The 12,587-nt window shown below is 47.9% G+C and carries 13 protein-coding genes; 6 read left to right on the forward strand and 7 right to left on the reverse strand.

Annotated features, from left to right (window positions below):
* Positions 1-12: 12 nt before the first annotated feature.
* From QFZ77_RS08730 to QFZ77_RS08750, 5 genes are read left to right on the forward strand one after another with little or no spacing between them, the layout of a single operon-like run.
* The gene (locus QFZ77_RS08730; RefSeq protein WP_307438532.1) at positions 13-1,392 is read left to right on the forward strand and encodes a GntP family permease; all 1,380 of its coding nucleotides are present in this window, start codon (positions 13-15) and stop codon (positions 1,390-1,392) included.
* 24 nt (positions 1,393-1,416) lie between these two features.
* Positions 1,417-2,202 carry a 3-hydroxybutyrate dehydrogenase gene (locus tag QFZ77_RS08735; protein ID WP_307438533.1) on the forward strand — a complete coding sequence of 262 codons (786 nt, stop codon included), beginning with the start codon at positions 1,417-1,419 and terminating at the stop codon, positions 2,200-2,202.
* Between the two features lie 42 nt (positions 2,203-2,244).
* Positions 2,245-2,952 carry a CoA transferase subunit A gene (locus tag QFZ77_RS08740; protein ID WP_307438535.1) on the forward strand — a complete coding sequence of 236 codons (708 nt, stop codon included), beginning with the start codon at positions 2,245-2,247 and terminating at the stop codon, positions 2,950-2,952.
* Positions 2,949-3,629, forward strand: a complete 681-nt coding sequence (locus QFZ77_RS08745) for a 3-oxoacid CoA-transferase subunit B (protein ID WP_307438537.1) — start codon at positions 2,949-2,951, stop codon at positions 3,627-3,629. The genes QFZ77_RS08740 and QFZ77_RS08745 overlap by 4 nt, the downstream gene beginning before the upstream one ends.
* Positions 3,622-4,806, forward strand: coding sequence for an acetyl-CoA C-acetyltransferase (locus QFZ77_RS08750; protein ID WP_307438539.1), 1,185 nt, complete (start codon positions 3,622-3,624; stop codon positions 4,804-4,806). The genes QFZ77_RS08745 and QFZ77_RS08750 overlap by 8 nt, the downstream gene beginning before the upstream one ends.
* 91 nt (positions 4,807-4,897) lie before the next feature.
* Here QFZ77_RS08750 and QFZ77_RS08755 read toward each other — a convergent pair whose 3' ends face one another.
* The 7 genes from QFZ77_RS08755 to QFZ77_RS08785 form a co-directional block, all read right to left on the reverse strand.
* Positions 4,898-5,797 carry a fumarylacetoacetate hydrolase family protein gene (locus tag QFZ77_RS08755; protein WP_307438541.1) on the reverse strand — a complete coding sequence of 300 codons (900 nt, stop codon included), beginning with the start codon at positions 5,795-5,797 and terminating at the stop codon, positions 4,898-4,900.
* Between the two features lie 43 nt (positions 5,798-5,840).
* Entirely contained in the window at positions 5,841-6,620 is a 780-nt protein-coding gene (locus tag QFZ77_RS08760) for an SDR family NAD(P)-dependent oxidoreductase (RefSeq protein ID WP_307438543.1), read from the reverse strand.
* A gap of 12 nt (positions 6,621-6,632) precedes the next feature.
* Positions 6,633-7,382 (reverse strand): IclR family transcriptional regulator, encoded by a 750-nt coding sequence (locus tag QFZ77_RS08765; protein WP_307438546.1) that lies wholly within the window; start codon positions 7,380-7,382, stop codon positions 6,633-6,635.
* A gap of 442 nt (positions 7,383-7,824) precedes the next feature.
* On the reverse strand, positions 7,825-8,505 hold the full coding sequence (locus QFZ77_RS08770) for a TIGR00266 family protein (RefSeq protein WP_307438549.1): 681 nt from the start codon (positions 8,503-8,505) through the stop codon (positions 7,825-7,827).
* Positions 8,506-8,539: 34 nt separating this feature from the next.
* Entirely contained in the window at positions 8,540-9,739 is a 1,200-nt protein-coding gene (locus tag QFZ77_RS08775) for an MFS transporter (protein WP_307438550.1), read from the reverse strand.
* Between the two features lie 98 nt (positions 9,740-9,837).
* Complete coding sequence (locus QFZ77_RS08780) at positions 9,838-10,077, reverse strand: hypothetical protein (RefSeq protein WP_307438552.1); 240 nt, start codon at positions 10,075-10,077, stop codon at positions 9,838-9,840.
* An 80-nt stretch (positions 10,078-10,157) separates the two neighbouring features.
* Positions 10,158-11,036 carry a helix-turn-helix transcriptional regulator gene (locus QFZ77_RS08785; RefSeq protein WP_307438554.1) on the reverse strand — a complete coding sequence of 293 codons (879 nt, stop codon included), beginning with the start codon at positions 11,034-11,036 and terminating at the stop codon, positions 10,158-10,160.
* A 155-nt stretch (positions 11,037-11,191) separates the two neighbouring features.
* On the opposite strand from QFZ77_RS08785, the gene QFZ77_RS08790 reads away from it, so the two are divergent.
* A complete protein-coding gene (locus QFZ77_RS08790; protein ID WP_307438556.1) occupies positions 11,192-12,586 on the forward strand; it encodes an MATE family efflux transporter in 1,395 nt (464 codons plus the stop codon).
* Position 12,587: the final 1 nt, after the last annotated feature.

The raw sequence follows: 12,587 nt of genomic DNA on the forward strand, positions 1-12,587 counted from the left end.
GGAGAACAGAACATGTTTATTGAGATTGTAGCGATTGTGTTATCCTTAGGCCTGCTGATGTTTTTTGCTTACAGAGGCTACCCGGTCATCGTGTTCGCACCTATTTTCACCTTGCTGGCCGTATTGATTTCGGGAATTGCTTTAATGCCGAGCTATACAGAAGTGTATATGGTGAACGCAGCGAATTATGTGAAAAACTTTTTCCCGATTTTCTTATTGGGAGCTGTGTTCGGTAAAGTGATGGAATTGAACGGTGCGGCATCCTCGATTGCGCAATCGTTAGTGAAGGCATTGGGATCCAAGAGAGCGATGCTTTCGGTTGTTCTTGCTTGCGGTATCTTAACGTACGGCGGTGTTTCTTTATTTGTGGTAGCGTTTGCAGTTTACCCTTTCGCTGTTTCGATCTTCCGAGAAGCGAATATTCCAAAGAGATTGATTCCCGGTACGATTGCTTTGGGAGCGTTTACTTTTACAATGGATGCACTTCCAGGTTCACCGCAAATTCAGAATATTATTCCTACAACTTATTTCGGAACGGATTCTTACGCGGCTCCAATCCTTGGTATTATCGGTGGGCTTATCGTATTTGGCTTAGGGCTGTTCTGGTTGGAACGCAGACGTAAACAAGCTGAAGTTGCTGGTGAAGGCTATGGTTTAGGACATAAGAATGAGCCTGAGGGGCTAGACAATCAGAAATATCCAAATCTCTGGGTGTCAATCATCCCATTGGTGCTGGTCTTGCTGTTCAACTACTTGCTGAGCAGAGGCTTCTTAACGGTAAATAACTGGTATTCAGCAGATCTTTTGAAAACGTTTAATATTGCCAATGTAAAAACGGTGTCGTCTTCTTGGGCGCTGATTGTGGCGTTATGCATCGGTATTCTGTCTGCAATCTGCATTAATGCACGCGTTGTTCAAAGTAAATTGGCAGCGGGCTTGACTGCTGCAGCAATGGGTGCGCTGCTTGCTATTTTCAACACAGCATCTGAGGTAGGCTTCGGTAATGTCGTAAAAACCCTACCAGGATTCAAAGCTATTCAAGGTTGGATTCTAGGCTTAAGTTCTCATCCGCTTATCTCGGAAGCCATTTCTGTCAATGTATTGGCCGGTGTAACGGGCTCCGCATCAGGAGGTCTATCCATTGCTTTGGAGGTCATGGGTAAACAATATTTGGCAGCCGCAAGCACGGCAGGCATTAGCCCGGAATTGTTACACCGAATTGCTTCGATGGCATCAGGCGGTATGGATACGCTTCCTCATAATGGTGCAGTCATCACACTTCTTGCCATTACAGGACTCACACATCGACAATCGTACAAGGATATTTTCGCCATCACGGTTATCAAAACAGTAACTGTTCTATTGCTCGCGATCATTTTGTCGATTTTTTAATAGTTCAAGATGGAGGTATACGCAATGACTAGGTTCTTGGAAAATAGAGTCGCTTTGATAACAGGGGCAGCAAGCGGTATTGGTCTTGAAATCGCTCGCACTTATGCACGGGAAGGAGCCAAGGTGGTCATTTCCGACATAAATGGTGAACAAGCGAATCTGGCTGCGCAGCAGTTGCAGCAAGAAGGCTTTGATGCTATAGGAGTCAAATGTGATGTAACGCAGGAACCGCAATTTGTCGAAGCTATTGAAACAGTGATTCAAACCTATAAGCGGCTGGACATTCTAGTCAATAATGCAGGGCTGCAGCATGTTGCACCCATTGAGGATTTCCCCGTAGAAAAGTTTGAATTCATGATAAAGGTCATGCTGACAGGTGCTTTTATCGGAATTAAACATGCTTTCCCTATCATGAAGGAACAAGGCTTTGGCCGGATCATTAATATGGCTTCGATCAACGGAGTCATTGGATTTGCTGGCAAAGCTGCCTATAACAGCGCAAAGCATGGGCTGATCGGTTTGACGAAAGTAGCAGCACTCGAAGGTGCTCCCCACGGCATCACGGTGAACGCACTGTGCCCGGGATATGTTGATACGCCTCTTGTTAGAGGGCAGCTGCAGGACTTGGCGAAAACGCGTAATGTTCCTTTAGAAAGTGTTCTGGAAGAAGTTATTTACCCTTTGGTTCCACAAAGACGCCTCTTAGCTGTCGAGGAAATTGCGGACTATGCGATGTTAATTGCAAGCGATAAATTACGAGGTGTTACGGGAGCTTCCCTATTAATCGATGGCGGTTACACGGCGCAGTAGAGATAGATCAACCTAGGGATAGGAATAGGAGATGGATCATCAATGAATAAAATATGTTCTTCCATGGAGGAAGCTGTAGCAGATATTCGTGACGGAGCCACTTTAATTGTTGGCGGTTTCGGACTTTGCGGGATTCCAGAGAATTTGATTGCGGCGCTTAAAGCGCAAGGGACCAAAGATTTATACGTAGTTAGCAACAACTGCGGGGTTGATGATTGTGGACTAGGACTTCTGCTAGCCAATAAACAAATCAAGAAAATGATTTCCTCCTACGTGGGAGAAAACAAAACGTTTGAGCAGCAGTTCTTAAGCGGAGAACTCGAAGTGGAGCTGGTTCCACAAGGGACGCTTGCCGAACGAATTCGCGCTGGCGGAGCCGGCATTCCAGGGTTTTATACAGCTTCAGGCGTAGGCACTTTAGTCGCAGAAGGCAAAGAGCACAAAACATTTGAAGGACGCACCTATTTGTTGGAAAAAGGGATTATTGGTGATTTTGCCTTAGTCAAAGCTTGGAAAGCTGACACGCTGGGCAATTTGATTTTTCGCAAAACATCGCGTAACTTTAATCCGCTGGCAGCAGCAGCAGGGAAAGTGACGATCGTTGAGGTGGAAGAAATTGTGCAGGTAGGCGAGCTTAACCCGGACGATATTCATACGCCAGGTATTTATGTGCAGCGGATTGTGAAGGGTGCGTCCTATGAAAAACGGATCGAGCGTCTTACCGTTCGAAGTAAGGAGGTATCGGTATGAAAAACGACCGTTCAACGATTATTAAGTGTGCCGTTGAGGAAATTCAAGAGGGCATGTATGTCAATTTAGGCATTGGCCTGCCTACGCTAGTCGCCAATTATATTCCCCCGGAAATGACAGTTATGCTGCAATCGGAAAACGGGCTTCTAGGCATCGGTGCCTACCCTTACGTAGGAGAAGAAGATCCGGATTTGATTAATGCAGGCAAAGAAACGATAACCGCTGTAGCGGGCGCTTCTTTTTTTGACAGCGCAGAATCGTTCGCTATGATCCGTGGGGGCCATATTGACTTGGCCATTCTTGGCGGTATGGAGGTAGCGGAGAATGGTGACCTTGCTAACTGGATGATTCCCGGAAAAATGGTGAAAGGGATGGGTGGCGCTATGGATTTGGTCAACGGCGCCAAACGGATCATTGTCATCATGGAACATGTGAATAAAGCAGGTGAGTCTAAGGTTAAAAAGGCATGCACCCTGCCACTGACAGGCAAAGGTGTAGTGAATCGTCTGATCACGGATTTAGCCGTTTTTGATTTTACTGAAGAGGGCATGGTGTTATCCAACATACAGCCAGGCGTCACGATGGAAGAGGTTCTTGCTAACACCGAAGCGCGTTTTACAATTAATCCTCTTCTTCAAAATGAACCTCAGATGAGCAAAGGAGATCGTTATGAGTAGAGAGGTCGTCATCGTTAGCGCAGTTCGTACAGCCGTTGGCAGCTTTCAGGGAGCATTGGCGGACATATCCGCTCCGCAGCTGGGCAGTACGGTTATCCAAGAGGCTCTGAAGCGAGCTAATCTGACTGACAGCCAAGTAGACGAAGTTATTATGGGTAACGTGCTTCAGGCTGGACTTGGGCAAAACCCAGCCCGGCAAGCTTGGCTGAAGGCGGGGTATTCGCAATTCGTTCCAGCAATGACGATTAACAAGGTGTGCGGTTCGGGTCTGAAGTCCGTCATGCTGGCGGCACAGTCCGTGAGCCTCGGAGATGCGGATATCGTGGTGGCAGGCGGTATGGAAAATATGACGCAGGCGCCCTATCTGCTGCCCGGGGCTCGTTCTGGCCTGCGGCTCGGTGACAGCACCATGGTGGATTCGATGATTCGGGATGGATTATGGTGCGCGATGTGCGACATCCACATGGGCATCACAGCCGAGAATATAGCGGAACATCATCGTCTTACACGTGCAGAGCAGGATGAGTTTGCTGCTTGGAGCCAGCTGAAGGCGGAACAAGCGATTGCATCCGGCAGATTCAAGGACGAGATAGTGCCTGTAGCCATTCCGCAAAGAAAAGGCGATCCGGTGCTATTCGCGCAAGATGAGTTTCCTCGGGCAGGTACAACAGCTGAAGTACTTGGTAAGCTCCGTCCTGCTTTCAAAAAAGAGGGCACGGTTACAGCTGGCAACGCTTCTGGCATTAATGACGGAGCCGCTGCGCTGGTTGTTATGTCCGCGGATAAGGCTAAGGAGCTTGGGCTTAAGCCCTTAGCTCGCATTAAGGGATATGCGAGTGCTGCCTTAGATCCATCCATGATGGGAATGGGACCCGTTAATGCCGTTAATAAACTGCTCCGTAAAACGGGAGTCCCACTCGATAGCGTTGATTTATTTGAGCTGAATGAAGCCTTTGCTTCGCAGTCATTAGTCGTTGGCCGCGAGCTGGGCATCCCACGGGAGAAATTAAATGTTAATGGAGGATCGATTGCCATTGGACACCCGATTGGTGCGAGCGGAGCCCGTATTCTGGTTACGCTGCTGCATGAGCTGGAGAAGAGAGATGGCAAGCTGGGTGTGGCTGCTTTATGTATTGGCGGCGGACAAGGCGTTGCTATGTTGGTCAAGCGAGGATAAATGGAAGAAGCAAAAGAGCAAGCCGCAGATCCTGCGGCTTGCTCTTGCTGTATAGATGAGCTTCTGGACCGTTTTAAAATGCGAAAGCTAGTTACTCGCTAACCATGCGATTAGTCAGGCTGCCTAATTTCTCAATAGAAATAGTCACCACATCACCGGCTTGCAAGTATACCCGCTTATCCACCGGATCCCCAAGCACGACCCCTTCAGGTGTACCTGTCAAAATAATATCGCCCGGATACAATGTCATATGCTGAGATATGTAGCTGACGATTTCGTTGCAGTGGAAAATCATATCTGCTGTGTTCGAGCTTTGGCGCACTTTGCCGTTGACCGTGGTGCTGATTTGCAGGTCATTCGGATTGCCGACTTCATCGGCGGTCACTAAATAAGGACCGAGTGGACTAAAGTCATCACACGATTTGCCAAGCAGCCATTGCGGGGTGCGCATTTGCAAATCACGCGCAGAAAGGTCATTCACACAGCAATAACCGTAAACGTGTTCCAAAGCTTGTTCTTTGGAGATATACTTGGCCTGCTTACCTATTACGATAACAAGCTCGGCTTCATAATCGACTTCCTTGGTCACACGAGGAAGAGCAACGTCATGCCCGTGTCCTGTAAGCGTATTATTAAATTTGTTGAAAAGAATAGGGAATTGCGGAATCGGGGCATTCGTTTCTTCGGCATGCTTGCGATAGTTAAGCCCTACGCAAATGATTTTATTAGGATGAGTAACGCAGGGGCCATACTCCAGAGTATCTTCGCTCAGCAGCAAGGAAGCACGATCAGCGTGTTCAAGGACTAGATGAACAAGCTGCTGCAGCGCGGCGTTAGCGGGAGTTCCGCCATTAATAGCTTCATGAATGGTGGACGGGACAATGAAAGCAGGTGACAGCTGTTTAACCGCTTGAACGACATCTAACACGCCAACCGCGGTTTGGACGCCAAGGGTTAGCTCATCATTTTTCTTAAAAGTAAGTAGTTTCATTCGAAAAACCTCCTGAATAAATGAATAATAGCAGACGTGCTTCTTATGCGTTCTTACCGAAAGTAACGCCTCCGTCAATATATAACGGTGAACCCATCATGAACTTGGAATCGTCTGAGGCGAGGAACAATGCTGCTAATGCGACGTCTTCCGGACGACCCATTTCGCTGCTTAGCTGTCTAGATTTCAAAGAGGCGATGGCAGCTTCAGGATCGTCATAAGAGGTACGGAGATAATTTTCAACGAATGGTGTTAAAATGGTCCCCGGCAGCAGCGCATTCACCCGAATGCCATAGGCGGCATAATCCACCTGCATCGATTTCGTCAATGCGAGAACAGCGCCTTTGGTAGCTGCGTAAGAAGCCCTGCGGGCTAGACCGATTTCCGCGATACACGAAGACATATTAATAATAGATCCGGCTTTACGCTCCATCATGTGGGGGATGACAAATTTGGATGGCAAGAATACGCCTTTTACATTAATGCTCATGATGCGGTCCCAAGCATCCGGCTCTAGCTCATGGAGTGCGCCGACTCCGCTGATCCCAGCGTTGTTGAAAAGCACGTCAATACGGCTATATGTCTGTATGATTTGCTCTACCATCTGTTTGACGGAGTCTTGCTCTGTAACGTCTGCCTGAATGAACTCAGCCGATCCACCCGAAGAGGTAATCGCTTCTACCGTTTCATTCCCTTTTGCAATGTCGAGATCATTTACGATGACTTGAGCACCTTCTTGGCCAAATAGAAGGGCGGTGCTCCGGCCGATGCCCGATCCGGCACCTGTAATGAGAATGACTTTGTCTTGAAGTCGTTTGGACATAGCTAGTCTCCTTTACTCAGAAAGTATGTGTGCTAGATTACAAATTTCTTCTATACAGGACTGCTTCTTTTGTTCCCATTGCAGAGACATCATGGAGCAGCTGACAGCGGCAATTACTTGGCCTTGGGCATTCCGGATCGGAGCCGCCGCGCAGCTAAAACCAAGCACGGCTTCTTCTAAGTCTAATGCATAGCCTTGTTGTCGGATTTGCTCTAAACTTTGCTTTAATGCTTGTAAAGAGGTAATGGAATGAACCGTTAAATGTGGAAATGGTTCTTGGTCAGAACGATAAAGCGAATCAATTTCTTCATCGCTCAGATTAGCCAGCATGACCTTACCGAGTGCGGTAGCATGTGCAGGTAAACGCATGCCTGGTTCGGAGGCTAGTCTTACCGGCGTAAGCGCTTCCTCTTTGGCGATATAAAGGACTTCCTTGCCATCTAATTTGGCAAGTTGGAACGATTCGCCCAGTCTCAGCTTGGACAAGGAAGCTTCCTTGTGGAAGGACTCATTCAAGTCTCGCTGCTGCATGGCGGCATGGCCGAAACGAGACAATTCTCTTCCTAACCGGTAGGTTTCTCCGGTTTCCTTTTCGATCCATCCCAAATTCTCCATAGTTAATAACAACGAGTACATCGAACTTTTGTTAATGGCGAGCGTTCGTGATAAGTCGATGAGTTTCAACTCACCGGGATGAATAGAGATTTCTTTGAGAATCAGGTGTGCACGTTCGATGGCCGGAACGCGGTATTTATCATCCAAGTTAGGGCCTCCTTAATCGTAAAGCGATCGTTCAAATACATTGCGTTTCTAGTGTGTGAGGTTTTGTATATAAAACCAAGTTTATGTGATAGAACCATTTTATCATATTATAAGTAAAAAAACGAGAACCCCCCGTGAGGAATTCTCGTTTTTTTCAGTTGATTCCATCGCGCCGAATCCTGGGCGCGCATTGTAGCGCCGCATGGCGGAGGTCAACCCACTTAGAATCAACATCGACAAACGCGCTCGTCCTTTTAGGACGACGGAGTTGTTATCCTCGATCGAAAAGATTAGGGATTTCCAAATTCTGTTAGGTAAATATTTTTATATCATCGACGAAGTTACTCCATCTGATTTAGCTCGCAAGTCACCCTAGATAAGAGGACGGATGCCATTGCACACTTATTTGCCATCAAGAATGAACTGCTTGGATGCCATACACTTATCTGCCACCTGGAATGAATTGCTTAATCCACCCGCCGAAACCCTGAGGGTTCCTCGTTTGAATAAGCACGACACCTTCGCCGCGGAAGCGGCAGACAACGCCCTCGCCGCTCGTCAAGCTGGATAACCAGCCTTTGGCCGCTTTTTCAATCGTATACTGCGTATAATCCGGCCAAGCAACGAGATGCCCGTTATCGATGATCACTTCTTGTCCTGGAGCTAGATTAATGGCATGAATAGCACCGTAAGAGGAAAGGAAGACGGTGCCTTTTCCGCTAATTTCAACGATGAAAAAACCCTCGCCAGACATAAAGCCGCTCATCAGGTTTTGCATTTTCGTATTCACCTGAATGCCGGATGTTCCAGCAAGAAAGCCATCTTTTTGCACATATAGCTTGTAGGATCCGTCTAGCTCTACGGCTTCAATATCGCCAATGACAGTAGGCGCCAGTAAAACCTCGCCCGATCCTCTGCTAGGAGTTAATTCTTGGAAGAAGAATTTCTCACCGCTCAGCATTCGGCCTAAACCTCGCATGAGACCGCCCTCTACGGTTCCCTTGAGTTCGATATTGGGGGACATAGAGACCATAGCTCCAGCTTCCGCCTTGATGTTCTCACCAGCTTCAAGCTCTACCTTCAACATAGGAAATGCGCCCTTATATAAAATTTCGTGTTTCATAGTCATCCTCCAATTTTTAAATGAAATGGTTGTTTTAAGCCGTTTTTAAATGGGGTTGATTGTCTAAACTGCGATTCGTATAGACGAATCCAGCACAGAGCAGTAAAATGCCCATCGTGACATAGAAGACGGACGTGAAACCGTATGCTGCCGCAAGATGGCTGCCAATTAAAGGGCCAATCAGATTGCCTAGGAACAGCGATGAGGTATTAAAGCCGTAAGCGGTCCCTTGAATCTGAGTAGGCGCCAGCTTCATAACCAGCGCGTTCAGAGAGGGAATCATGCCGCCGATGAACAGCCCAAGCAGGAATCTGCCGACTAAGAGCATGGTGATGCTAGTGGCAAAAGCCTGCGGGATGAAGGCAAGTGCTGCCATCGATAGGGCGATCACGAGTGTTTTGCGCTGACCGATACGGTCGCCGAGTCGCCCTAAGGATGGAGCGCCGAACAAGTTCGCGATGCCGGTAATCGCAACGATTAGACCAGCGAACAGCTCCAAGTGGCTTCCTGTATATAAGGTCTTCGCGTACACTGTCACAATCGGCTCGATGCTCATCATTCCGATTTGTGTGATCAAGGAAGCAGCGAAAACCGGGAGCAAAGGCCGAAACAGCCGCCAATCGGTACGCCGTCGTTCTTTTTTCTTAGAGGGAGGCTTACGCTCCTCTTTAATGAAAATCATGACGATGATGCTCGCGCAGAGCATGAGCCCTCCAGTGAAGAAGAACACATGGCTGTAGCCGAAGAAACCTGCCAGCAAGCCTCCAAGTAAAGGGCCGATTAGCGATCCGGCGATCGCCCCCGTTTGTAAAGTGCCGAGCGATTTGCCCGAATGCTCTGGCGGTGTAACGGAAGCTTGAAGAGACACCGCCATGGAGATGAAGCCGGAGAAGATACCGTTGAGCAGCCGCAGAGACAGCAGCTGCCAAGGTGACGTGACGATGCCCATGAGTGCTGTCACAATGGCCATCCCGAACCCGGCGCGAAGCAGCATGATTTTACGTCCGCGTCGATCCGCGATTGCGCCCCAGAGCGGCTGAGTGAGAAACGATGTGATGAACTGCGCAGCGACAATCCAGCCTGTCCAACGTACAATTTCGCCAAGATCTTGAACCCCGAGTTCTCCGATGTAGAGCGGTAGGAACGGAAGAACAAGATTCATACCGCACATAACGGAGAAATTAGCACCCCATAGAATCCATAGTGACTTTTTCCAATGTAAGGGGGTTGGCATGGTCGAAGGCTCCTTATCATTTTTTTCCAGTATAACATAAAAAGAGCTATCCCCAAGCGGTTATGGCCGCATGGAGGATAGCTGTACAGGAGAAGGTTTTATTGATTCATATTCGACATCATTGCGCCGAAGAAGAGTACAAAGAAAATAAAATAGAGACCGATTCCGATGAGAGCCCAGATTAAGCTTGCTTTGGCATAATTAGATTTCGTTGGGTTTTCTCCTTTACTGAATGCCCACACGAATAACATCACAATATTCACAAATGGAATCGCAAGGAGCAGGATTATAATCATCCAATCTTTTACACTTAGGACAGGTGCATTTTGTTCTTCCATATCAAGTCAACTCCCTCTAAGTTATATAAGTTAACTGTATTTTGAAGTTAGCCTATATATGCCTTCGAGTTGTTCGTAAATTACCCTCGTGAGAAACGCTGTCTATATTTGCGAGGAGAGATACCTTCCATTTTGGTAAAGCAGGTGGCAAAATAGGCAGGCTGCTCAAATCCAACCTCTTCCGCGACGTGCGCGACGGGTAGATCGGTTTGAAGCAGCAGCAGCTTAGCCTGCTGGATCCTTAACCTAAGCAGGTATTCCGTCGGGGAGCAGCCATATTCTTTTTGCATGCAGCGTGCAATGTAAACAGGGTGGAAGTTGACATGATCGCCGAGCTCTTTGGCTGAAACAGACGCTTTGTAATGCTGCCTTAAATAGGCGGCCGCTTTTTCCGCGCAGGCCTTGGAAGGTGATGGTTGATCGCTGTCCGTGGACGCGGAAAGCTGGTGCAATAGCTCATGAAAAAGCTGCTGCTGCGCAAAACGGACACTGCTCATATGAGCGCTCGGTTGCAGCTGCTGAAGCTGTTCGAACAGGTCATAGGTTTTTTCTGGCTGCAGAAGTGTTGTATATTGAGGGATCCGAATTGTAAAAGGTTCTACAGCAAATAGCTCAATTGGGGTATGTAAAGGGTCTTCCAGAGGTATAGGTTGGACCGTATGGTCTACCATAGCCCATGGTCCACTTGCGTGGAAATGCATCCAATAAGTACCCGTTAGCTCGGAACAGACTTGTGTAGCGAAATGACAGCTGTCCGGCCTTAGAATAACGGCTTGTCCAGCTGCTACCTCGAACCTAGCATCCTCCTCGCCTATATAGAAGCAGCCCGATGTGGTGATTAGTAAATCAAATACTTGGATATTGCGTCTGCTAGGATGTTTGCTGCCTTTGGATATCGTGCTGAAACCACTTGTAATGTAGTGCGGCAGCGGAGGGACAGTCATTTCGATAAAAGCCATCGGAGTCACCTTTTCATCTCTAGAATGGAGGTTGGAATTTTGAAACTTTAAGTTGCAAAACTCATACTTGGAGTCAACTATAGCATCTATAATTTGAGCAGACAACAAAGTTTCATTTATACAAAAAGAGAGATGATAATCGGATGGTGAAAAACATGGACAAAGAGAAAAATAAATTCACACTATGGCTTCTAGCTTGGCCTATTTTCGTCGAATTGCTTCTACAATTACTTTTAGGTGCCGTAGATACCTTAATGGTAAGCCGTGTATCAGATGATGCGGTGGCGGTGGTCGGCTTAGCGAACCAACTGTTCCAAGCGATGATGATCTTATTTATGACGGTTGCGAGTGGCGCCGGGATTTTAATTGCTCAGAAAATAGGAGCCAAGCAGAATGAATCTGCGCGCACCGTTGCCATTATGGCCATAACCGTCAGCGCTGCGATAGGCAGTGTGCTAAGTGTGATTCTTTATAGTGAGGCTCGCCCTTTAGCTAATCTGTTTCACTTGGAGGAGCGGCTGCTGCCTCTGGCTGAAACCTATATCTCGATTGTGGGGAGCGGGATGGTTTTGACAGCTTTGACGGCGGCGCTTAGCACCGTGATTCGGAATACGGGGAACACCAAAGGGCCGATGATTACGGCTATTGGTATGAATGTTATTCACATCGTGTTTAACTATGGATTTATATATGGCGAGCTCGGATTTCCTCAACTGGGTTTAACAGGTGTGGCCATTTCTACCCTCGTGAGCCGGTTGCTGGCGACGTGTTTGCTGCTGTTTATGTTCATTTCCGCGTTCGAGCGGAGGATGGAGTGGCGGGATCTTATCGTATTCAATCGAAAGCTGTTTGGCGATATTTTGAAAATAGGTTGGCCGCTCGGCGTGAACATGTCTTCCTGGGTTTTGACGCAGCTGACGATCTACACGTTCCTAGCCACGATGGGAGCTAAGGAATTGGCCGCGAGAACGTATATGAACACGCTTGAGTCGATTTGTTTTATGTTAGGCTATTCCATTGCCTTAGCTGTTCAAATTCAGATTGCTCATCTGTATGGAGCTGGAAATATCAAAGAAGCTTATAAGAGCGGATATCGAGGTACATGGATTGGACTCGGTCTTGTTGGATTCAACAGCATCATTCTCTTTCTCATCGGCAAAAGCTTTCTCGGCTTCTTCACCTCAGACGCGGATATTATCAAGCTGGGACTCTCCTGTTTGGTGCTGACACTTATCTTGCAGCCAGGGAGAATGCTCAATATGGGCTTCGGTAATGCGCTGAGCGCGGTGGGCGATACCCGTTACAATATGATCATATCGCTGTTCTCGATGTGGGGAGTGGCCGCGGGCTTTTCCTATGTCTTGGGCTTGCACATGGGCTGGGGGCTTGCGGGTATTTATGTCGCCATGATCTGCGACGAATATTTGCGCGGTATCCTCGTTGTGATCCGTTGGCGCCAGCAGAAGTATTTGCGCCGGGCGGAGGAGCGGGATAAGAGCGCTGCTGCTTCAGGGAGCGGTGAGGGTACTGGTATGGGCATGCATGCGTAGG

Origin of the sequence: Paenibacillus sp. V4I3, assembly GCF_030817215.1 — a bacterium.
GTDB lineage: Bacteria > Bacillota > Bacilli > Paenibacillales > NBRC-103111 > Paenibacillus_E.

Coding starts and splice junctions, on each gene's coding strand:
- QFZ77_RS08730 (WP_307438532.1), top strand. CDS start 13: ATGTTTATTGAGATTGTAGCGATTGTGTTATCCTTAGGCCTGCTGATG.
- QFZ77_RS08735 (WP_307438533.1), top strand. CDS start 1,417: ATGACTAGGTTCTTGGAAAATAGAGTCGCTTTGATAACAGGGGCAGCA.
- QFZ77_RS08740 (WP_307438535.1), top strand. CDS start 2,245: ATGAATAAAATATGTTCTTCCATGGAGGAAGCTGTAGCAGATATTCGT.
- QFZ77_RS08745 (WP_307438537.1), top strand. CDS start 2,949: ATGAAAAACGACCGTTCAACGATTATTAAGTGTGCCGTTGAGGAAATT.
- QFZ77_RS08750 (WP_307438539.1), top strand. CDS start 3,622: ATGAGTAGAGAGGTCGTCATCGTTAGCGCAGTTCGTACAGCCGTTGGC.
- QFZ77_RS08755 (WP_307438541.1), bottom strand. CDS start 5,797: ATGAAACTACTTACTTTTAAGAAAAATGATGAGCTAACCCTTGGCGTC.
- QFZ77_RS08760 (WP_307438543.1), bottom strand. CDS start 6,620: ATGTCCAAACGACTTCAAGACAAAGTCATTCTCATTACAGGTGCCGGA.
- QFZ77_RS08770 (WP_307438549.1), bottom strand. CDS start 8,505: ATGAAACACGAAATTTTATATAAGGGCGCATTTCCTATGTTGAAGGTA.
- QFZ77_RS08775 (WP_307438550.1), bottom strand. CDS start 9,739: ATGCCAACCCCCTTACATTGGAAAAAGTCACTATGGATTCTATGGGGT.
- QFZ77_RS08780 (WP_307438552.1), bottom strand. CDS start 10,077: ATGGAAGAACAAAATGCACCTGTCCTAAGTGTAAAAGATTGGATGATT.
- QFZ77_RS08785 (WP_307438554.1), bottom strand. CDS start 11,036: ATGGCTTTTATCGAAATGACTGTCCCTCCGCTGCCGCACTACATTACA.
- QFZ77_RS08790 (WP_307438556.1), top strand. CDS start 11,192: ATGGACAAAGAGAAAAATAAATTCACACTATGGCTTCTAGCTTGGCCT.